Source organism: Mycolicibacterium tusciae, from assembly GCF_002086795.1.
In the GTDB taxonomy this organism is placed as follows: domain Bacteria; phylum Actinomycetota; class Actinomycetes; order Mycobacteriales; family Mycobacteriaceae; genus Mycobacterium; species Mycobacterium tusciae.
In genome coordinates this window covers 32,430-53,341 of sequence record NZ_MVIM01000013.1, presented here as the reverse complement: position 1 = coordinate 53,341, position 20,912 = coordinate 32,430, and the positions used below count along the sequence as shown (strand labels likewise).

Annotated in this window: 23 protein-coding genes; 15 read left to right on the top strand and 8 right to left on the bottom strand. The window is 65.8% G+C overall.

Annotation, left to right across the window (positions count from 1 at the left end):
- The first annotated feature begins 107 nt into the window (after positions 1-107).
- Positions 108-491, top strand: a complete 384-nt coding sequence (locus tag BST47_RS21535) for a DUF3224 domain-containing protein (protein ID WP_083127689.1) — start codon at positions 108-110, stop codon at positions 489-491.
- Between the two features lie 3 nt (positions 492-494).
- Here the strand turns inward: BST47_RS21535 and BST47_RS21530 are convergent, their stop codons facing one another.
- Positions 495-959, bottom strand: a complete 465-nt coding sequence (locus tag BST47_RS21530; RefSeq protein WP_083127688.1) for a PPOX class F420-dependent oxidoreductase — start codon at positions 957-959, stop codon at positions 495-497.
- Positions 960-985: 26 nt separating this feature from the next.
- Between BST47_RS21530 and BST47_RS21525 the strand changes: the two genes are divergently transcribed.
- The 3 genes from BST47_RS21525 to BST47_RS21515 are packed head-to-tail and all read left to right on the top strand — an operon-like array spanning position 986 to position 3,094.
- Positions 986-1,468, top strand: a complete 483-nt coding sequence (locus BST47_RS21525; protein WP_083127687.1) for a flavin reductase family protein — start codon at positions 986-988, stop codon at positions 1,466-1,468.
- Between the two features lie 53 nt (positions 1,469-1,521).
- Positions 1,522-1,725, top strand: a complete 204-nt coding sequence (locus BST47_RS21520) for a hypothetical protein (protein WP_083127686.1) — start codon at positions 1,522-1,524, stop codon at positions 1,723-1,725.
- Between the two features lie 4 nt (positions 1,726-1,729).
- The gene (locus BST47_RS21515) at positions 1,730-3,094 is read left to right on the top strand and encodes an HNH endonuclease signature motif containing protein (protein ID WP_083127685.1); all 1,365 of its coding nucleotides are present in this window, start codon (positions 1,730-1,732) and stop codon (positions 3,092-3,094) included.
- On the opposite strand, the gene BST47_RS21510 is transcribed toward BST47_RS21515, so the two are convergent.
- Together BST47_RS21510 and BST47_RS21505 are read right to left on the bottom strand one after the other, a co-directional pair.
- Complete coding sequence (locus tag BST47_RS21510) at positions 3,091-3,399, bottom strand: hypothetical protein (protein ID WP_083127788.1); 309 nt, start codon at positions 3,397-3,399, stop codon at positions 3,091-3,093. The genes BST47_RS21515 and BST47_RS21510 overlap by 4 nt on opposite strands.
- A gap of 7 nt (positions 3,400-3,406) precedes the next feature.
- On the bottom strand, positions 3,407-3,937 hold the full coding sequence (locus BST47_RS21505) for a cysteine peptidase family C39 domain-containing protein (protein ID WP_083127684.1): 531 nt from the start codon (positions 3,935-3,937) through the stop codon (positions 3,407-3,409).
- A gap of 221 nt (positions 3,938-4,158) precedes the next feature.
- Between BST47_RS21505 and BST47_RS21500 the strand changes: the two genes are divergently transcribed.
- The 9 genes from BST47_RS21500 (at position 4,159) to BST47_RS21460 (ending at position 13,038) form a co-directional block, all read left to right on the top strand.
- Positions 4,159-4,458, top strand: coding sequence for a hypothetical protein (locus BST47_RS21500; protein ID WP_083127683.1), 300 nt, complete (start codon positions 4,159-4,161; stop codon positions 4,456-4,458).
- Positions 4,459-4,579: 121 nt separating this feature from the next.
- Positions 4,580-5,974 carry an acyl-CoA dehydrogenase family protein gene (locus tag BST47_RS21495; RefSeq protein ID WP_083127682.1) on the top strand — a complete coding sequence of 465 codons (1,395 nt, stop codon included), beginning with the start codon at positions 4,580-4,582 and terminating at the stop codon, positions 5,972-5,974.
- A gap of 62 nt (positions 5,975-6,036) precedes the next feature.
- Positions 6,037-7,215, top strand: coding sequence for a zinc-dependent alcohol dehydrogenase (locus BST47_RS21490; RefSeq protein WP_083127681.1), 1,179 nt, complete (start codon positions 6,037-6,039; stop codon positions 7,213-7,215).
- Entirely contained in the window at positions 7,215-8,672 is a 1,458-nt protein-coding gene (locus BST47_RS21485) for an aminotransferase class I/II-fold pyridoxal phosphate-dependent enzyme (RefSeq protein ID WP_083127680.1), read from the top strand. The genes BST47_RS21490 and BST47_RS21485 overlap by 1 nt, the downstream gene beginning before the upstream one ends.
- Positions 8,673-8,757: 85 nt before the next feature.
- Positions 8,758-10,599 carry a hypothetical protein gene (locus tag BST47_RS21480; RefSeq protein ID WP_420094052.1) on the top strand — a complete coding sequence of 614 codons (1,842 nt, stop codon included), beginning with the start codon at positions 8,758-8,760 and terminating at the stop codon, positions 10,597-10,599.
- Positions 10,596-10,775 carry a hypothetical protein gene (locus BST47_RS21475; RefSeq protein ID WP_083127678.1) on the top strand — a complete coding sequence of 60 codons (180 nt, stop codon included), beginning with the start codon at positions 10,596-10,598 and terminating at the stop codon, positions 10,773-10,775. The genes BST47_RS21480 and BST47_RS21475 overlap by 4 nt, the downstream gene beginning before the upstream one ends.
- Positions 10,772-11,188 (top strand): hypothetical protein, encoded by a 417-nt coding sequence (locus BST47_RS21470; protein ID WP_083127677.1) that lies wholly within the window; start codon positions 10,772-10,774, stop codon positions 11,186-11,188. Before BST47_RS21475 ends, BST47_RS21470 begins: the two co-directional genes overlap by 4 nt.
- Positions 11,185-12,477, top strand: a complete 1,293-nt coding sequence (locus tag BST47_RS21465; protein ID WP_083127676.1) for a hypothetical protein — start codon at positions 11,185-11,187, stop codon at positions 12,475-12,477. Before BST47_RS21470 ends, BST47_RS21465 begins: the two co-directional genes overlap by 4 nt.
- A gap of 9 nt (positions 12,478-12,486) precedes the next feature.
- Entirely contained in the window at positions 12,487-13,038 is a 552-nt protein-coding gene (locus tag BST47_RS21460) for a nicotinamidase (RefSeq protein WP_083127675.1), read from the top strand.
- Here the strand turns inward: BST47_RS21460 and BST47_RS21455 are convergent.
- Positions 13,031-13,864 (bottom strand): enoyl-CoA hydratase/isomerase family protein, encoded by an 834-nt coding sequence (locus tag BST47_RS21455; protein ID WP_083127674.1) that lies wholly within the window; start codon positions 13,862-13,864, stop codon positions 13,031-13,033. The genes BST47_RS21460 and BST47_RS21455 overlap by 8 nt on opposite strands.
- A 49-nt stretch (positions 13,865-13,913) precedes the next feature.
- Between BST47_RS21455 and glgX the strand changes: the two genes are divergently transcribed.
- Positions 13,914-16,073 carry a glycogen debranching protein GlgX gene (gene glgX / locus BST47_RS21450; protein WP_083127673.1) on the top strand — a complete coding sequence of 720 codons (2,160 nt, stop codon included), beginning with the start codon at positions 13,914-13,916 and terminating at the stop codon, positions 16,071-16,073.
- Here the strand turns inward: glgX and BST47_RS21445 are convergent, their stop codons facing one another.
- From BST47_RS21445 to treS, 4 genes are all read right to left on the bottom strand, one after another.
- On the bottom strand, positions 16,074-16,421 hold the full coding sequence (locus BST47_RS21445) for a hypothetical protein (protein ID WP_207568656.1): 348 nt from the start codon (positions 16,419-16,421) through the stop codon (positions 16,074-16,076). It lies immediately after the preceding gene.
- 247 nt (positions 16,422-16,668) lie between these two features.
- Positions 16,669-17,049, bottom strand: a complete 381-nt coding sequence (locus BST47_RS21440) for a hypothetical protein (RefSeq protein WP_083127672.1) — start codon at positions 17,047-17,049, stop codon at positions 16,669-16,671.
- 55 nt (positions 17,050-17,104) lie between these two features.
- Positions 17,105-18,448 (bottom strand): maltokinase N-terminal cap-like domain-containing protein, encoded by a 1,344-nt coding sequence (locus BST47_RS21435; protein ID WP_083127671.1) that lies wholly within the window; start codon positions 18,446-18,448, stop codon positions 17,105-17,107.
- Positions 18,445-20,223, bottom strand: coding sequence for a maltose alpha-D-glucosyltransferase (gene treS / locus BST47_RS21430; protein ID WP_207568655.1), 1,779 nt, complete (start codon positions 20,221-20,223; stop codon positions 18,445-18,447). The genes BST47_RS21435 and treS overlap by 4 nt, the downstream gene beginning before the upstream one ends.
- A 222-nt stretch (positions 20,224-20,445) precedes the next feature.
- Between treS and BST47_RS21425 the strand changes: the two genes are divergently transcribed.
- Positions 20,446-20,835, top strand: a complete 390-nt coding sequence (locus BST47_RS21425) for a hypothetical protein (RefSeq protein WP_083127786.1) — start codon at positions 20,446-20,448, stop codon at positions 20,833-20,835.
- The last annotated feature ends 77 nt before the right edge of the window (positions 20,836-20,912 follow it).

Below are 20,912 nucleotides of genomic sequence, written 5' to 3'. Positions count from 1 at the left end.
AGCTATCGGACGCAACGCGTCCCCACTGCTCTGACTACCACATACGCTGCGATGTGCGCTCTTCGGCCTTTCGATTCCCAAGCGTTATCGAGGGGTATTCCCCCTTGATGACCACACAAATCAAGGCGGAATTCGAGATCGCCGGCTGGGACGAGACGCCGTTCCAGGCCGGCGACGAGGAGACCAAGCTCACCGAGGCGTTGGTCGAGAAGCGCTACTCCGGGGACATCGATGGAACCTCGACCACCAAATGGCTGATGTCCTACGCGCCGGACAAGTCGGCGACCTACGTCGGGATCGAGCACATCACCGGAACCATCGGCGGCCGGCGCGGCGGCCTGGTTCTGCTGCACGACGGTGAGTTCGCCGACGGTGTCGCGACGGCGGCCGTTCGCGCCGTGTTGGGCACCGGTGAGCTCTCGGCGGCAACGGGCACCGGAAAGTTCCGCGCCGATCCGGCCGGCTCGCTGGTGCTCGATATCGACGGCTGAGTGCTACTGCGCTTGCTCCGGTGGGAAGCCGCCGGTCGCCACCGGACCCCACCGCGTTGGCGTGACGCGGATCAGGCACTTGCCCTGGTCGACCATCGCCTTGCGGTATTCGTCCCAGTCGGGATGTTCGCCGGCGACGGCGCGGAAGTAGTCGACCAGCGGCTCAACGGCATCGGGCAGGTCGATGACCTCGGCGTCGCCGTCGACTTGCACGTAGGCACCGTTGAACTCGTCGGACAACACGGTGACGCTGGCCCTCGGGGTGCGCTTCAGGTTGGCCGCCTTGGCCCGTTGCGGGTAGGTCGCGATGACGATACGGCCGTGATCGTCGACGCCGCCGGTCACCGGCGAACTCTGCAACGATCCGTCCGACCGAAATGTGGTGAGCACCATGCGATGTCGCGGCCGAACGAAATCCAGCAGCTGCGGCAGATCGACGGCGTCGGCGGTTGCGTACGTTCTAGCCATAGCCCAACCCTAGCGACGGGATAGCGATGGAAGCCTTCGAGAAGCTGGTCTCAAAGCTCGACTATCCGATGTACGTGGTCACCACCCGCGCGGGCGACCAGCGGGCCGGCTGTCTGGTGGGATTCACCAGCCAGGTCAGCATCGGGCCGCCTCGATTCTTGGTCGGCCTGTCCGACAAGAACCATACGTACCGGGTGGCGCAGGACGCGTCGCATCTGGCCGTGCATCTACTGCCTCGGACGCACCGGGAGTTGGCGCGGCTGTTCGGCAGTGAGACCGGCGACCGTACGGACAAGTTCGCGCACTCGCCGTGGCACGAGGGTCCGCACGGGCTGCCGATTCTCGACGACGCCGCGGGCTGGTTCGTGGGCGAGGTGCTCGGACGTCACGCCCTGGGCGATCACGTCGGGCATCTGTTGGAGCCGGTCGCCGGCGATGCCCCCGACGAGTTCGAGCAGTTGGTGACCTTCGCCGATGTGCGTGATCTGGAGCCGGGACACGAGGCCTGAGCGCCTGTGGACAACTTTCGTCACGTGTCGGAACCCGGCGCTATGATTCGAACATGCGTTCGGATAGAAATGCGCTCATCGAAGCGCTCGATGCAATAGAAGCGGGCTGCAAGGCGGTCGGGGGGTTCCCCGTGGAGACGTTGTCCCGGACCGACGGCCAGGCACTGCTGGCCCGGCTGGACAAGCTCGACCAGAAGCTGGTCGCCCTGCAGCGGAGCTTGCGCGGCCAGCTCCTCATGACTCGGATGTCGGCCTAGGGGCATGGCCGCGGCGCAGGCCGCTGTCGAGCGCCTTCGGGCGGCGCGCGACGAGGTAGCGGAGTTGTCGCTCGATGCGTTGACTGTGCCTGAGTTGCTCAATCTGCTCGGCGAGCTCGAGACGGATCGACGTCGCCAGCCCACCGTCGAACACCGCCTTATCCAGAGCCTGCGCAACAGGGCCGAGCCAGCGGAAGTCGGCGCCAAGAACTGGGCCGACGCATTGGCCACCGCATTGCGCATCTCGATCAATGCGGCGCGGCAGCGGATCAAGGAGGCCGAACTACTCGGACCGCGAAGGGCCATGACAGGAGAGCAGCTAGCGCCGAAGCTGCCCAATGTCGCTGCGGCGCAGCAGCGCGGCGCCATCGGAGCAGAACACGTGAAGGTCGTCGATGAGTTCTTCCACAAGCTGCCAGCCCACATTCCCGCCGACCTTCACGAGGAAGTGGAGTCTCATCTGGCCGATCTTGCCGGCGGACTCGGTCCGACGGAGTTTCGCCAGGCCGCAGACAGGTTGGCGTATCTCGCGAATCAGGACGGCGACCCGCCCAACGAAGCGGAGCGCGCTCGCCGGCGCCGCCTGACTGTCCATAGGCAGGACATCGACGGAATGAGCAAGATCAGCGGGCTACTCGATCCAGAGGCACGCGCAACGCTCGATGCCGTGTTCGCCAAGCTGGCAGCACCGGGCATGTGCAATCCGGACGACGAAAAGCCGTGCGTGGACGGTGAGCCCGGTGTCGATGAGGCCCGCATGGATCAGCGCAGCCAGGCCCAACGCAATCACGACGCGTTGAAGGCAATGGGCCGTGCGGTTTTGGCGTCCGGCGAGCTCGGCAAGCACAACGGTTTGCCGACGACCATCATCGTGTCCACCACACTGCAGGAGCTCGAAGCCGGTGTGGGTCAGGGCGTCACCGGTGGCGGGTCGTTGCTGCCGATGCGCGACATCATCCGGCTCGCGAGCCACGCGCATCACTATCTCGTGATCTACGACAAGCACACCCGCGAGCCGCTGTACCTCGGGCACACCAAGCGCTTCGCGTCGCCGGGCCAGCGGATCGTGCTGCACGCGCTCGATCGCGGGTGCACGCGGCCGGGCTGCACTGCGCCCGGATACTGGTGCCAGGCGCACCACGTCGAGGGTTGGGCAGCGGAGAACGGGCCCACCGACATCACCAAGATGACGATGGCGTGCGGGCCCGACAATCGCCTCATCGAGAACGGCGGCTGGGTGACGCGGAAGCGCAAAGACGGCCGCACCGAATGGATTCCGCCGTCACACCTGGACACCGGCCAGGCGAGAGTGAACAACTACCACCACCCGGAGAAGTACCTCCTGCCCGAGGACGACGAGGGCCCCTAGTTCGCCTTGCGCTTCAACGTCCAGGCGGGGATCCAATGTGTCACCGCCTTGCGGCGCGCGCCATAGGCGATCTCGTAGGTGACCAGGCCCCACCAGAAGCCCTGTTCGCAGATGGCCCAGCACGACAGCCTGCCCTCGACGATCGAATGCATCTGCAATCCGGCAGGGTTGTAGCCGCCCGTCCGGTGCGGCTCGCGCGGGAACACGGTGGCCAGGTCGACAAGTACCGCGACCGGCGGATCGACCCGACGGAACGCCTGCTGCACGGGCTGCCCGTTGTAGCCGATCGACTGGAGCTCACCCACCATTCGATCATACGTTCGAACGGGGCAGCACGAACGCAAACGGGCGCGGGAAGCCCAGGCCCGTGAGGCGCGACTCCCGCACTGCGGCGACGTCGACCGTGCGCAACTCGCCCGACGAGGGTTCGTAGCACGTCAGCGTGTCTGCGCGCGCCGCGACGATCAGCACCCAGTGCCTCGGAATCCCGCGTCCGACGAGCATCGCCACCGGCCGATCACGGCCGACCGCCGCCAGCACATCCACGAGCTTGTCGCGCCGGCCCCGAAACAACCGCCACCGGTAACAGACACCCGCCGTCGCACCCATCGCCGTGATCGCCCGGGCCATCCCCCACGGCGTCGTACCGAGCCGCCGCGGCCAGATTCGATTCACGTCGGCGTGCACGCGAAGCTGCTCGGCCGCGAACAGCGCGGCCCCGGATTCCCGTTCGGCCAACGCCGCATGACGGGTGGGATCGAGCAGCGCGCCGGCCATCACCGCGACCGACGGGCCGCACGTCACCCCGTCGCGTTGGCGCAGCCGCAGACCGGCGATCCTCATCGGCTACCAGTGTGCTGGCGTGGCACCTGCTGGTCCAATCACATCCGACGATCGTGGGCCACTTGACGTTTCCGCAGCGCAATTCCTGCCATTCGACAACCAATTGCTGCCACCGGAATTAAATCCCTGACCACCAGGTTTACCAGATCAGCTGCAGCTCGAACCGCGACATTCGCCACGGCTCGCAATACGAAAAGCAAGAAGGAAGAGGGCTCGGAAAGATGAAGAAGTTTGGATTCGCCACAGTCGCTGCGAGTGCACTCACTGCCGCATTTCTCGGACTGGCCGCGCCCGCTCTGGCGGCGCCGACGGGACCCGGGAACGCGCAGGACACCATCAGCAAGCTGGAGGCGCAGGGCTACCAGGTCGTCGTCAACCGTCTCGGTAACGCGCCGCTCGAACAAGCCAGCGTTGTTGCGGTGCGGCCAGGGCAGACGTACAGCCGCACCGACCACAGTGGTCCAGGTGACGATCTGAGCACCAAGTTGCTCAGCAAGACGGTCTACGTCGACGTGAAGTAGACGGCATCTAGGCCCTCCCCCCGACAAGCCCCCGCGATGTCTCCCCCAGACATCCCGGGGGCTTGTCCTTGTTCAGTGAACAAGTGTTTCGAATGGGCGACGGACGGCTAATCGAAGGCCTGTGACATTCGATCTCACCCCGACGGCAGCGCAGCACGACCTCGCTCGCCGCACCCACGAGTTCGCCGAAGAAGTCGTGCGCCCGGTGGCAGCGGAGTACGACCAGCGCCAGGAGTTTCCGTGGCCCGTCCTGGAAGAGGCGGCGGCCCGCGGCTTCTACAGTCCGCTGTTCTATCGCGATCTCATCGGCGATCCCACCGGGCTTTCCCTGCCGATGTTCATGGAAGAGCTGTTCTGGGGCTGCGCCGGGATCGGCCTGGCCGTCGTGATGCCGGCGCTCGCGCTCTCGGCCATCGGCCAGGCGGCGTCACCAGAACAGATGCTCGAGTGGGCGCCCGAATGCTTCGGAACGCCAGGCGATTTGAAGCTCGCCGCGCTGGCGATCTCCGAACCCGAAGGCGGCAGCGACGTCCGTAACCTGCGCACCACCGCCCACCGCGACGGTTCGGGACCGGATGCCGACTGGATCATCAACGGCCACAAAATGTGGATCGGCAACGGCGGCATCGCCAACGTCCACGTCGTCAACGCCGTCGTCGACGAAGAGCTCGGCCACAAGGGGCAGGCGTTGTTCATCGTGCCCGGCGGCACCCCAGGTCTGGAGATGGTCCGCAAGCTCGACAAGCTGGGGTGCCGCGCCTCGCACACCGCCGAGCTCAAATTCACCGACGTCCGCGTGCCCGCCGCCAACCTGCTAGGCGGAAACGACAAACTCGAATACAAGCTCGCCAAGGCACGCGAAGTCGTGGCCGGCGGCAAGAAGTCCGGCTCGGCCACCCTCGGCACGTTCGAGCAGACGCGGCCGATGGTCGCCGCGCAGGCTCTCGGGATCGCCAGGGCGGCAATGGAATACGCCACCGAGTACGCCAACCGCCGGGAAGCGTTCGGGGCGCCGATCATCGATCACCAGGGAATTGCGTTCCCGCTCGCCGACCTCGCGACGGCGATCGACGCCGCTCGGCTGCTCACCTGGCGCGCCTCCTGGATGGCCGGCAGCGGCGTCCCGTTCGAACGCGGCGAGGGGTCCATGGCGAAGCTCGCCGCCAGCGAGGTGGCCGTCAAGACCACCGAACGCGCGATCCAGACCATGGGTGGCTGGGGCTACATCAAAGACCATCCCGTCGAGAAGTGGTATCGGGATGCCAAGCTGTACACCATTTTCGAGGGCACCAGCGAGATTCAGCGCATCGTCATCTCCAATGCGCTCGGCGCCGCTGACGGTAAGCCCCCGCTGCACTTTGACCTCGAACCCTCCGGCGGACCGCTCAACCGCGTGTTCGGTCGAGGCACACCGGTGCGGACCAGGATGGCCAGCGCGGCGCTCGAAGCCAGAGATCAAGTTCCGGCACCGGTCATGCGCCTCGCGATGAAAGTCCTGCGCCCACCCCGCAAGTAGAGGTTTGGGCGGTCCCCTAGCGGGCACGTGACACGCAGCCCATCGATGCAGGGAGGATTCCAATGCGAGCAGTGACGTGGCAGGGACGACGGAAGGTGTCCGTCGACAATGTGCCCGACCCGACGATGAAGGAACCCAACGACGCGATCATTCGCGTGACGAGCACCAACATCTGCGGGTCCGATCTGCACCTTTACGAAGTGCTCGGTGCCTTCATGAGCCCGGGCGACATCCTTGGACACGAGGCGATGGGCGTGGTCGAGGAGGTCGGCCGCGAAGTCGACACCCTCAGCGTCGGCGACCGCGTCGTGATTCCGTTCAACATCAGCTGCGGCAGCTGCTTCATGTGTGACCACGGTCTGCAGAGCCAGTGTGAGACGACGCAGAACCGCGACCAGGGCACCGGCGCGGCGCTGTTCGGCTTCTCCAAGCTCTACGGCGAGGTCGCCGGCGGCCAGGCCGAGTACCTGCGGGTGCCGCAGGCGCAATACACCCATATCAAGGTGCCCGACGACGGGCCCGATGAACGCTATGTCTATCTCTCCGACGTGCTGCCCACCGCGTGGCAGGGTGTGGAGTACGCCGACGTGCCCGACGGCGGCACGCTCGTGGTGCTGGGACTCGGACCCATCGGATCGATGGCCTGCCGGATCGCGTCACACCGCAAGAACGCCACCGTGATCGGCGTCGATCTGGTCACCGAACGACTGGACCGCGCCCGGCCGTACTGCTCCGAGGTCGTCGACCTCCGCAGCGCCGACGCCAAAGAAGTGGTGCAGAGCCACACCGCGGGCCGGGGTGCGGACGCGGTGATCGACGCCGTCGGCATGGAGGCGCACGGTTCGCCGGTCGCGACCGCCGCACAGAATGCCAGCAACTTGCTGCCGTCACCGGTCGGCCGCGTCGTGATGAAGCATGCCGGCGTCGACCGCCTCGCCGCGTTCAACATGGCGATCGATCTGGTGCGTCGCGGCGGGACGATCTCACTGTCCGGCGTGTACGGGGGCGCGGCGGACCCAATCAACCTGATGACGCTGTTCGACAAGCAGATTCGGCTGCGGATGGGTCAGGCGAACGTCAAGAGGTGGATACCGGACATCATGCCGCTGCTCACGGACGAGGACCCGCTCGGCGTCGAGCAGTTCGCCACTCACCGGTTGCCGCTGTCGGCGGCGCCCGACGCGTACGAGACGTTCCAGAAGAAGGAGGACGGCATGGTGAAGGTGGTTCTCACACCCTGATGGACCAGTCCGAGGCGCCGGTACTCGACGGCCTGCTCGACTATCGGCAGAAGAACCGCTACGGCTACACGCCGCCCGGGCACCGGCAGGGGCGTGGTGTCGACGACCGCGTGCTGGCTGTGCTCGGGCGAGAGCCGTTCGCCAACGACGTCTTGGTCAGCGGCGGTCTCGACGACCGCCGCATGCGCAACGAATACCTCAGCCGCGCCGAAGATCTGATGGCCGAGGCGGTAGGCGCAGACGTCGCGTGGTTCTCCACCTGTGGCAGTTCACTGTCGGTGAAGGCCGCCATGATGGCCGTCGCCGGCGGAGATGGTGGCTTGCTCGTTCCACGCGACAGCCACAAGTCGATCGTCGCCGGTCTGGTCTTCTCGGGTGTGACGCCATATTGGGTCACCCCACGCTGGGACGCCGACCGGCACTTCTCCCATCCACCGTCGGTCCAGGACTTCGAGAACGCGTGGGATCGCCACCCGGACGCTGCGGGCGCACTCGTCGTGAGCCCCAGCCCCTACGGCACCTGCACCGATCTCGAGGGAATCGCCAAGGTGTGCCACGACCGCGGTAAGCCGCTGATCGTCGATGAGGCGTGGGGAGCCCATCTGCCGTTCCACGAGAATCTGCCGACATGGGCGATGGACGCTGGCGCCGACGTCTGTGTCGTCAGCGTGCACAAGATGGGCGCCGGCTTCGAGCAGGGATCGGTGTTCCATCTGCAGGGCGATCTGATCGACCAGGATCGGTTGTCGGCCTGCGCCGACCTCCTGATGACGACGAGCCCGAACGCCATGATCTACGCCGGGATCGACGGCTGGCGGCGGCAGATGGTCGACCGCGGGCACGAACTGCTCGGGGCGGCACTGGAGCTGGTTCGCGGGCTGCGCGATGACATCGAGCTGATCCCCGACGTCGAGGTGCTCGACAGTGAATTGCTGGGGGTCGAGGCTTCCCACGACCTCGATCGCCTGCAGATCCTGATCGACGTCTCGGCCACCGGGACGTCCGGCTACCAGGCGGCCGACTGGCTGCGGAAGAATTGCCACGTCGACCTAGGTATGAGCGACCATCGCCGCATCCTCGCCACGATGTCGTTCGCCGACGACAAAGCCAGCGCCAAACGACTCCTCGACGCGCTGTGGACATGGCGCAAGGCGGCCGACGACTTCGAGCGGCCGCCGTCGATCCGACTGCCGTCACCGTCGGAGATCCAGTTGGAGACCGTGGACACCCCGCGCGACGCCTTCTTCGGACAAGTCGAGGAGGTGCCGGCCTCGGAGGCCGCCGGCCGGGTGTCAGCCGAGCAGATCACCCCGTATCCGCCAGGTATACCGGCCGTCGTGCCGGGCGAACGGCTCAACGACGCCGTGATCGATTATCTGCGTGATGGGCTGAAAGCCGGGATGAACGTCCCTGACGCCGCCGACAGCTCGCTGGACACATTCCGCGTCGCCGGTTAGGTGATACCCCTGGTTTCAGATCGGGTACTTCTGGCAATATTACCGACGGGTAAGTTCGGGCGGTACTCATGAGGGTGGGATGACAATGAAGTTACTTGCGATGGAGTTACTTGCTCAGGGCGACGAGGGCGGCGGGGCCGCGATCGGCGAAATCGTCGGATTGACGGTCGCCGGCGGCATCGTCGCGGCGATTCTGCTGTGGATCGGCTGGCTGCACCGCAACCACAAGATCGACTGGCTGGCCAACCTGGCCGACTGGTCGGGACGCCGGTTCAAGCGGCCGCCGTGGGTGGCGTTGCCGATGGCGCTGTTCATCGCATCGATCATTTGCGCGCTGTTCGGCTTCATCTGGGACGTCAGCCTGCATATCGGCAATGGCCGGGACGACGGTGCGCTGGCCAATCCGGCGCACTACTTCATCCTGATCGGATTGTTCGGCATCTTCGTCGCCGGGTGCACGGCGATGGTGCTGCCCAGGGGAGCGGACGAGCGACCGGGCCCGGCGGCGGTCCGGATCACCGATGATTGGTATGCGCCGGTCGGCGGCATCGTGATGGCCGGGTGCGGTCTGTACGCGCTCATGGGCTTCCCCCTCGACGACATCTGGCATCGAATCTTCGGCCAAGACGTCACGCTTTGGGGTCCTACGCACCTGATGATGATCGGCGGCGCAGGTTTCTCCACGTTGGCCGCGCTGTACCTCGAATACGAGGGGCGCAGGGTCAGGACCGATAACACGCCGCCGGACGGCATCGGCCTCAGATTCATCCAGTATCTGGCTTTCGCCGGTGTACTGATCGGCGCCTCGGTTTATCAGATCGAGTTCGACTTCGGTGTGCCGCAGTTCCGGCAGGTGTTCGAGCCGATGCTCATCGCCGCCGCTGCCGCGCTGGCACTGGTGGCCGCCCGAATTTTCATGGGTAAGGGTGCTGCTCTCATCGCCGCGATCATCGCCATCGGTCTGCGCGGCATCGTCGCGCTACTGGTGGCGCCCGTACTCGACGCGCCGGTCAGCTGGTTCCCCCTCTATATCGGGGCCGCGCTGGTCGTCGAGTTGTTGGCGCTGACCCCGCTCCTGAAACGTCCTGTCGTGTTCGGTCTGGTCAGCGGCCTCGGCATCGGAACCATCGGGCTTTGGCTCGAGTCGCTGTGGATCGACGCCGTCTACCACCTGCCATGGCCGACCAGCATTTGGCCGGAAGCGCTCATGATGGCCGTTCCGGTCGCGATCCTCACCGGCGGATGCGGAGCGATGGTCGGCATGGTGCTGACGGGCCAACGGCTGCCCAGTCGCGCCATCGGTGTCGGCCTTGTCGCCCTCACGGTCCTGGCGATCGGCGGCGCAGCAGCCAACGGGCTGCGTTATGACGTCCCCGAAAGTGCGGCGGCGTCGATCACTCTCACCGACGTGCCCACGAGTGACGGTGAGCGTTACGCAACCGCGGACGTGCGGCTCACCCCGGCGAACCTGATCAGCAACGACCCCAACTGGGTGTCGGTGCTGGGCTGGCAGGGTGGACTGGCCAACCAGCGCGGCATCTTCATCGACCATCTCGAGCAAGTCGGCCCGGGTCACTTCCGGTCCACCGAGCCGATGCCGGTATCGGGTACCTGGAAGACACTGCTGCGGGTGCACGACGGCAAAACCCTTGCCGCGGTGCCGATCTACCTGGCAGGCGACCCCGGCATCGGTGCCGAGGAAGTGCCCGCCGAGGCGACGATGACACGGCCGTTCGTCGGGGAGATCACCATCCTTCAGCGCGAACGCAGCCCGGACATCCCTCAATCCTTATGGTTGATCGGATGTTTGGTGGTGCTGGTCTGCACGCTGGCGATGATCGCCGGCATCTCCTGGGGAGGCGGGCGGATCAACAACAGTGAGCCGCACGACACCGAAGCCAGGCTCGAACCGACCGCACAGGCATGACCGTCGCATCGAACGCAACAAGCGTCGTCTACCTGGCCGACCACCCCATCTGGCTCGCCGTTCCGGCGTTCGCTCCGGCCATCGTGGTGGCCGGGGTGGTGGTGTTCATCGCGGTGCGCAATCGGCGGAAGGGTGGCGAGGGGGCCGGCTCACCGAATACCGAAGGGAAACCGTGAAACTGCGTTTCGCAACGGCTGTTGCGTTGGCCGCCGCCCTCCTCGTAGCCGGCTGCGGAAGCGAACAAGGCCAAGGCGATGGTCAGGCCACTCAGTCGGCGACGACGGTCAACCCGTCGGACATGCAGGATCAACAGGCGCCGCCCGACCGCCTCGTCGTCGACGTCAAGATCCAGGGCGGGAACGTGACCCCCACGAACGCCCAGTTGAAGGCCTCGGTGAACGAACCGATCATCTTCAAAGTCGACAGCGACGCCGCCGATGAACTGCACGTGCACTCCAATCCCGAGCACTCGTACAAGATCGAGGCCAAGCCCGGTCAGTCGTTCCAGTTCACCGTCGCCGTACCCGGAAAGGTCGACGTCGAGCTGCACGACCTGAAGAAGACCGTCGCCACCATCACCGTGCAGTGAACGCGGACGGGTCGGTATCCGTACTCGCCCATGGTCTGGGCGGGTCCGCCGACCTTCCGATCCCCTTCACGTACGCGCTGATCGGCGCGGCGTGGGCACTGACGTTCACCTTCGCCGTCGTCGCATTGGCATGGCGCAAGCCACGATTCGATCCCGAGAAACCCGGCCGCGAACTGCCGGCGTGGATGACCGCGGCGGTAGACGCGCCGGCGACCCGTTGGGTGGTCGGTATCGCCGGCCTGGTCCTGGCGGTTTGGGTGGGGCTCGTCGCGTTCATCGGTCCGCAGAACGCCGAGAGTCCCCTGCCCGGCGTGTTCTACGTGTTGATGTGGGTCGGGCTGGTGGCGGTGTCGGTGCTGCTCGGTCCGGTGTGGCGGGCGCTGTCGCCGGTACGCACGGTGCACCGGTTGTTCGGCGGAAAGTCGCTGCGTGACTATCCGGCGGCACTCGGCTACTGGCCCGCCGCATTAGGCCTGTTCGCGTTCGTGTGGCTCGAACTGGCCAGTCCCGATCCGGGATCGCTTGCAGCGATACGGAATTGGTTACTGATCTATCTCGTCGTCACGCTCGCCGGAGCCTTCGTATGTGGCGCGCGGTGGTGCGCACGCGCAGACCCGTTCGAGGTGTACGGCATCGTGGTGTCGCGGTTGTCCGCATTGCGACGCAACCGCGACGGCCGCATCGCGATCGGCAACCCTTTTGATCATCTGCCGTCGCTGCCGATAAGGCCCGGCGTTGTCGCGGTGTTGTCGGTGCTGCTGGGCTCGACGGCGTTCGACAGCTTCTCCGCACGGCCGCAGTGGCGCACGTTCATCGACGAGACGGCGGGGTCCGTGACGGCCGCCACACTGATCAACACCGCGGCCCTGATCGTCTTCGCCGGCGTGGTCGCGGCGACGTTCTGGCTGGCGGCCAGGGCGACCGGTGGGGTCGATCGCGAGCAGCGCCGGTTGCTGCCGGGGCAGATGGCGCATTCGCTCATCCCGATAGTCGTCGGGTACGTGTTCGCGCACTACCTGACCTATCTCGTCGAACGGGGGCAGCAGACCGTCTACCTGCTGCTAGGTATGGACGCAGACGTGAATTACATTCTGTCGCTTCATCCTTCGCTGCTGGCGACGCTGAAGGTGGGCTTCGTCGTCGTCGGCCACGTGGCAGGTGTCATCGCCGCCCATGACCGGGCGCTGCACCTGCTGCCCAAGACGCACCAGTTGACCGGTCAGCTCGCGATGATGCTGGTGATGGTGGGCTACACCTTCACCGGGCTGTACCTGTTGTTCGGCGGGTAGGTTCTGGGTATGCGGGCGCTGATCATCACCGACGTTCAGAACGACTTCTGCGAAGGCGGTTCGCTGGAGGTAACTCGCGGCGCCGAAGTTGCCAGCGCCATCAGCGAGCTGCTGGCCGGTGATCACGGCTACGCACATGTGGTGGCGACCAAGGACTTTCACATCGATCCCGGTGAACACTTCTCCGACAATCCGGACTACGCGCACTCGTGGCCGCGGCACTGCGTGGTGTCGACCTCAGGCGCCGACTTCCATCCCCACCTGGATACCGGGGGGGTTGAGGCCGTCTTCCGCAAGGGTCAGTACGCCGCCGCATACAGCGGCTTCGAGGGCGCCGACGACGACGGCACCCTGCTGGCCGACTGGCTACGGCAGCGCGGTGTCGACGAGGTCGACATCGTCGGTATCGCGACGGACTACTGCGTGCGAGCGACGGCCGCGGATGCCGTGGAGGCGGGGTTCGCCACCCGCGTGCTGCTGGACCTGACGGCGGGCGTCGCGCCCGAGTCGACAACCAAGGCCATCGAGGACATGCGCGCCGCCGGGGTCGAGATCAGCTAGACGGATCGACCGGGCGTCCCGTCCATCTGGGCGCCCGGTTCTCCAGGTGGGCTCGCACACCTTCCCTGGCGTCGTCGTGACCCATCACCGCGAGGTGGATCTCGGTTTCGCGGCGACCGACGGCGGCACGGTCGAGGTCGAAGGAATCCCACAGCAGACGCTTGCTGGCTGCCACCGACATCGGCGCGGTGTTCGTCGCGATGTCGTGCGCTACCTCCAGGGCGGCAGACAGCACGTCATCTGCATCGAGCACCCGGCTGCCCAGCCCGAGTTCGACAGCTCGGCGCCCGTCGAATGTCGCACCGGTCAAAAGGATTTCGGCGGCGTTGGCGATCCCAACGAGCCGCGGCAGTACCCAGTGCGAGTAGGCGTCGCCGACGACCCCGCGCCGCACCTGGACGATGCCGTACCGCGCATCGGCGGCGAACAACCGCATGTCGCACTGCAACGCCAGCGTCAGACCCAATCCGATCGCGTGGCCGTTCACCGCCGCGATCACCGGCTTGGACAGCGTGAAGGCGGGCACGTCGATACCGGCCGCGCTGAATCCCGATCCCGGGTCGGCGAAGGTGTCCTCGCCCGCGGCCAAGTCGGCACCCGCGCAGAACGCCGGCGGTGCGCCCGTCAGCACGATGGCGCGGACCCCATCGTCGCGGTCGCAGGTCCGGTAGGCGTCGGCGAGCTCCTCACGCATTCCGTCGCCGACGGCATTGCGGCGCTCGGGGCGGTTGAGCGTGATAGTTGCCACACCACTGTCAGCGGCCAGCAGCAACGTGCGGTATTCGTGTGACGGACTCATTGGTTGCAATGCTTTCGCATTGGGCATCCCCTAACGTCGCCTTCGTTCGTATCCGTACTGATTTTGGAGCTGCAACTTGAGTCAACCCGCCAATCCGCAGGTCAACACCCCTCTTGAGGTCTGGCCGGGTAAGGCCTATCCACTCGGGGCGACCTACGACGGCACGGGCACGAACTTCGCGCTGTTCAGCGAGGCCGCCGAGCGCGTCGAACTGTGCCTGTTCGACACTGACGGAGAACAGACGGCCTGCATCACGCTGCCCGAGGTGGACGGCTTCGTCTGGCACGGCTTCGTCCCGACCATCGAACCCGGCCAGCGCTACGGCTACCGCGTACACGGGCCCTACGACCCGGCCGCCGGCCACCGCTGTAATCCCAACAAGCTGCTGCTGGATCCGTACGCCAAGGCCATCCAGGGTGCGTTCGACTGGAATCAGTCGTTGTTTAGCTACAACTTCGGCGACCCAGACAGCCGTAACGATGACGACTCGGCGGCCAGTATGCCCAAGTGCGTCGTCATCAACCCGTACTTCGACTGGGGCGTAGACCGCCCGCCCAGCCACGAATATGCCGACACCGTCATCTACGAGGCGCATGTCAAGGGACTCACGCAGACCCATCCGGACATCCCGGAACAGCTTCGCGGGACGTACGCCGCGGTGGCGCACCCGGTGATCATCGATCACCTGAAAGCATTGGGCGTCAACGCGATCGAGCTGATGCCCGTACATCACTTCGCCAACGACTCCACGCTGATCGACAAGGGGCTGTCCAACTACTGGGGTTACAACACCATCGGGTTCTTAGCGCCTGACCCGAAATACAGCTCGAGCCCGAACCCCGGGGGGCAGGTGCAGGAGTTCAAGGCGATGGTGCGCGCCCTGCACGAGGAGGGCATCGAGGTGATCCTCGACGTCGTCTACAACCACACCGCCGAGGGCAACCACATGGGGCCGACGCTGTCCATGCGGGGCATCGACAACGCCGCGTACTACCGCCTCGTCGACGACGACAAGCGCTACTACATGGACTACACCGGCACGGGCAACAGCCTCAACGTCGGCCATCCGCACTCGCTGCAGCTGATTATGGACTCGCTGCGGTACTGGGTGACCGAGATGCACGTCGACGGGTTCCGCTTCGACCTGGCGTCCACACTGGCCCGCGAGTTCTACGACGTGGACCGACTGTCGACGTTCTTCGAACTCGTACAACAGGATCCGATCGTCAGCCAGGTCAAGCTGATCGCCGAGCCGTGGGACGTCGGACCCGGCGGATACCAGGTCGGCAATTTCCCGCCGCAGTGGACGGAATGGAACGGCAAATACCGTGACACCGTGCGCGACTACTGGCGCGGAGAGCCGGCCACCCTCGACGAATTCGCCTCCCGGTTGACCGGGTCCGCCGACCTGTACGAGGACACCGCTCGTCGACCGGTGGCATCGATCAACTTCGTCATCGCCCACGACGGGTTCACGCTGCGGGACCTGGTGTCCTACAACGAGAAACACAACGAAGCCAACGGTGAGGACAACAACGACGGCGAGAGTCACAACCGATCGTGGAACTGCGGTGTCGAGGGACCGACCGACGATCCCGAGATCAACGCGCTCCGGTCGCGGCAGCAGCGCAACTTCCTGACGACGCTGCTGCTGTCGCAGGGCGTTCCGATGATCGCGCACGGCGATGAGCTCGGCCGCACGCAGAACGGCAACAACAACGTCTACTGCCAGGACAACGAACTGTCCTGGATCGACTGGGAGAACGCCGATACCGAGCTGATCGAGTTCACCCGCAGCGTTTCGGCGATACGCGCCGCGCACCCCGTGTTCCGGCGCCGGCGCTTCTTCTCCGGCCGTCCCGTGCGCCAGCGCGGCGGCGACGGATTACCCGACATCGCGTGGTTCGCACCGGACGGATCGGAGATGAGCGACGAGGACTGGGATTCCGGGTTCGCCAAATCGATCGCGGTGTACCTCAACGGGCAGGGCATCCCCGACCTCGATCCGCGGGGTCAGCGGGTGACGGATGACTCGTTCGTGCTGTTCTTCAATGCGCATTACGAGGCGCTCGAGTTCGTCCTGCCGGAAGAACGATTCGGCGCCTCGTGGGAGCCGGTCATCGACACCGCGGCCACCAATGGCGAGGAACCGAAGACCCACGATGCAGGAGCGAAGGTCACCGTCGACGCCAGGTCGGTGTTGGTGCTGAGGTCGGCGACGGTCAGCGGGACGTAGTCACCGCTCGACGTTGAAGAACGACTCGCCGTCCTCGGGGGTGCCGTCGATCTGACCGCGTTCGATGCCGTGCTCTTCGGGGTCGAGGCGGTCGAGTTCATCGTCGGACATCGACACGGTTTCCTTTTCGGTGTCGTCGGCGTCGCGCGGATCGATATCGTCGGGTCCGACATCGGCCACCTCGTCGGCGAGACGCTCGTCCAGCGTCTCGTCCTCTTTGGCCTCGATCCAGCGCTCCGGCGGGTCGACCACCTCGTCGCCGTCGTCGTTTCGCACCTCGTCCGAGTCGAGCGCTTCTTCTGGCGTGAGTGGATTGTCGTCGGATACGTCGCGTGCCATGACTGCCATGTTGCCCGACGCGCCGCCCGGCCAAACAGCGAACCCGCCTTCTGACAGCAGGAGGGTGCGTTGGCAATTTGCGCGGGAATGTCCTGAACCGTACTAATTCGTATGGTACGGTCCCGAACTATAGCAACCGTGGTCGCCGCGAAGGCAGAGAGATTTCTCGTCCGCCGCCGGTTGGGGGGCCGGAGTTGGGGCCGGGACGGTGGCGGTACCTCGCGGCGGCCGCGGTTGCAGGCTCGCCTTCGGAATCTCATGCTCCGTCGATAGTTCGGGTGGGCTTCAGCCCGGTCTTGGCGTCCAGATACTGCAATAGCTGGTGTGCGGCGATCTCGATGTCCTTGTGTCGCCATTCGGACGCCCGGTAGACGCACGCGATCAAGCCCGTGCGGTGCAGCCTGCGCAGGTCACCGTAGGCGAACGCGTGGCGCGCCTTGGTGCCGTCGGTTGCGCCCTCGGTCAGCCCGAGATGCCACCGGGCGTAGTCCTCCCAGGAATGGGATTCGAGGTAGGAGTTCTGGTCGTCGGCGCGGGGTTGTACGTCGCCCCAGTCGCTGTCGAGCACGTACTGGCGCGCGTCGATCAGCTCCCGCGCCTTGGCCACCGCGTCGTCGTTGAGTGAGTACTTCGCCATGGTGGCACTCCCCTCGATAGTCAGATATCAGGCAGCAGCAGCGCAATATCTTTCGTCATCCGACGAGCCGGGCGATCGATTTCAGCGGGATCGGCAGCCAGCTCGGCCGGTGCCGCGCTTCGTAGCCCGCCTCGTACACCGCCTTGTCGAGTTCATAGGCCAGCAGCAGCGGTCCGGTGTCGCGGGGATCGGCGCCTGACACCTCGGCGTAGCCCTCGCAGAACGAGCCGGCGTTGCGGTCCACCCACTCGCGGGCCCGCGCGGCCAGCTGTCGGTCCAGGTCGTCGTCCCGGGAATCGCTGGAATGGTCCATCAGCCGCTGGTACGCGGCGTACTCGTACGACCGCAGCATTCCGGCCACGTCGCGCAGCGGCGAATCGGGCCGCCGGCGCTCGTCCAGCGGTTGCCCCGGCTCGCCTTCGAAGTCGATCACCAACCAGCTCTCCGGAGTCCGCAGCACCTGGCCGAGGTGGAGGTCGCCGTGGACGCGCTGCACGACGATCGCCTCCTCGGTCAGCTTGCGGTAGCGCTCCTCGATCAGCTCCACGTATTCCTGGAGTTCCGGCACCGCACGGGCCACCGCCGCTAGGCGCTCCAGCATGGTGTCGGCCGGAAAGAGAGTCGATTCGGTGTCGAGCTTCTCGGCGAGCGTCGCATGCACCGCGGCGACGGCTTCACCGAGGCGGAAGGACTCACCGGCGAAGTCACCGCCGACCTCGTCGGCGTACAGGTCTCCCTCGGCGAACAGATCGCGGGTGCTGGCCAGCGCCATATCCCAACCCTCGGCGGAGTTGGCCGCGAACGCGGTGACCATGCCCAGCGCGCAAGGCTCGCCGTCGCACATCGTCTCGAAAGAGCCCAGCAGCCGCGCCACATGCGGGTTGCCCGCTCGCGCCAGGACCCGGTTGAGTTCGATATCCGGGTTGGTGCCGGGCGTGATTCGCCGGAAGATCTTCAGGACGGCTTCCTGCTCGAACACCACGCTGGTGTTGCTTTGCTCGGCACCCATCAGTCGCGGCGCGATGTCGAGCGGCAGCGTGGCGTCGGGCTCCTTCTCGAAGCGCACCGCCGCGTCCGCTTCACCGACGGTCGCGGACGCGTCGATCAGCGACAACAGGTACTGCCCGGCCTCCGGGTCGTAGAGGGCGTCATACGCGGTGCGGTCGCCGTCGGTCCCGATGGTGGCCGCATCCGCGAACTCCTCGATGGGCTGGTGGTTCCACTGCACGATGACCTGATAGCGCTCCGAGCTGCCGTCGGTGTACGAGACGTCGAGCAGCACGAGTTCCAGGTCGTCGCGCAGCGAGACGCGGACGGCGGGCTCTGCGGACGCGAGTTCGCGGCTGCGGCCGGCGTACCAGCGCTGATGCGGCAGCCATTCGGCGAAGGGCAGGTTCACGGCGTAACTCCCGGTTCCGGTTCGGGTTCGCGCAGTGCGAACCAATAGAACCCATGGCCGGGCAGGGTGAGCAGGTACGGCAGCTGGCCGATGCGCGGGAACTCGACGTGCCCGGTCATTTCAATGGGGGTGTACCCGTTCCAGTGCTGAAGATTCAGCTCGATGGGCTGCGGGAAGCGCGACAGGTTGTTGACGCACAGCACCGTGCCACCCTGCTCCTCGTCTTCCATCTCCCGAACGTACGTCAGCACTGACGGATTTGAGCCGCCAAGCTCGCGGAATGCGCCGATCGCGAATGCGTCGTGGCGCCGCCGCACGGCCAGCATGGTGCGGGTCCAGTTGAGTAGCGACGTCGAACTGTCTCGCTGCGCTTCGACATTCACCGATTGGTAGCCGTAGATCGGGTCCTGGTTGGGCGGTAGATAGAGCCGACCCGGATTGGCCGTGGAGAACCCCGCGTTGCGGTCGGGTGTCCACTGCATCGGCGTGCGGACGCCGTCGCGGTCGCCGAGCCAGATGATGTCGCCCATCCCGATCTCGTCGCCGTAGTAGAGCACCGGCGAACCGGGCAGTGACAGCAACAGCGCGGTGAACAGCTGCATCTGGTTGCGGTCGTTCTCGAGTAGCGGCGCAAGCCTTCGCCGGATGCCGACGTTGGCCTTCATCCGCGGATCTTTGGCGTACTCGGAGTACATGTAGTCGCGTTCTTCGTCGGTGACCATCTCGAGCGTCAACTCGTCGTGGTTACGCAGGAAGATGCCCCACTGCGCCATCTCCGGAATATCGGGCGTCTGCGCCATGATCTCGGAGATCGGAAAGCGCGACTCGCGTCGCACCGCCATGAAAATCCTTGGCATCAGCGGGAAGTGGAATGCCATGTGGCATTCGTCGCCGCCGGTTTGCGGGTCGCCGAAGTACTCGACCACGTCGGCCGGCCATTGGTTGGCCTCGGCCAGCAGGACGCGGCCGGGGAACTCGTCGTCGATGACCTTGCGACAGTGGCGCAGGAAGCCGTGCGTCTCGGGCAGGTTCTCGCAGTTGGTGCCCTCACGCTCGAAGAGGTAAGGCACGGCGTCCAGGCGGAAGCCGTCGATGCCGAGATCCAGCCAGAAGCGCAGGACGTCGATCATGGCTTCCTGCACGGCCGTGTTGTCGTAGTTCAGGTCGGGCTGGTGCGAGAAGAAGCGGTGCCAGTAGAACTGGCGTCGCACCGGGTCGTACGTCCAGTTGGACTCCTCGGTGTCGACGAAGATGACGCGGGCGTCCTGGTACTTCTCGCTGGTGTCGCTCCAGACGTAGTAGTCGCCGTAGGGGCCGTCGGGGTTGCGTCGGGACTCCTGAAACCACTCGTGCGAGTCCGATGTGTGGTTCATGACCAGGTCGGTGATGACGCGAATGCCGCGGCGGTGCGCCGCGTCGAGCAGCTCGACGAAGTCATCGACGGTGCCGAACTCGGGCAGCACCTTGTAAAAGTCGCGGATGTCGTAGCCGCCGTCGCGTAACGGGGAGTCGTAGAAGGGCGGCAGCCAAAGGCAGTCGACGCCAAGCCATTTCAGGTAGTCAAGTCGTTCGGTCAGACCGCGTAGGTCACCGCTGCCGTCGGCGTTGGAGTCGTGGAAGGCGCGGACGAGGACTTCGTAGAAGACGGCGTGCTTGAACCAGGTGCGGTCCTCGGGCAGCGCGCGGGCGTGTTCGAAGTCTTCCGCGGTCGGGTGTTCCACCACGCCGTTCTCGACGTGGCTACCTTCGGCTGGGTCGTGGTTGATCAAGTCCATACAAGGTTCAAACCTACCCATGTCCGACGGAATTGAACCGCCCAGAATCGGGCGTTCGTCGGCCCGCTGTTTGCTGGTTTCCTAGCGGTTGTACAGACGGTCCGGACGGGCTACGGTTTCGTCCGTCTCGATCCGTGGAAGAAGCGAGTGGCTGTGGCTGATTCAGCACCCAATGACGGCGAAGCTCCAGTAATTGTCGGCATGTCCGACGCGGCGATGCACATGTACGACGTGGCGATCGACGCACTGCCGGACGCTCAAGATCCGGAGTTCGCGGATCGCGCCGGGGTGATTCTGGTGGGGCTGCGCAAGCTCATCGGCTCGCTGACCGACGCGGCCGGGCGTAGTCGCGCGACGCCGTCGGTGGTCGTCGCGCTGAGCGCAGTGCGCAGGCGCTACGACGATCTGATGGAAGCGGCCGCCAACGGGCCCAGCGCAACGCTGGGTCAGCGGCTCTATGTGGCGCGCGGGCGGGCGAAGCTGTCCACCAAGGAAGCGGCCAACGGGGTGGGTCTGCGGAGGGACCTGATCGAGGCCGTCGAGGTGGAGGAGCCCGCGACCGAGGAAGAGACCTCGCGGATCAAGGATCTGATCGCCGCACTCGGCGGCTAGCGATTCTTTATCGGCTGTCTCCGCCGAACGTGGGTTACCCGCGCGTTGTGGGCGCCGTTCGCGTGACAAAACCCCAC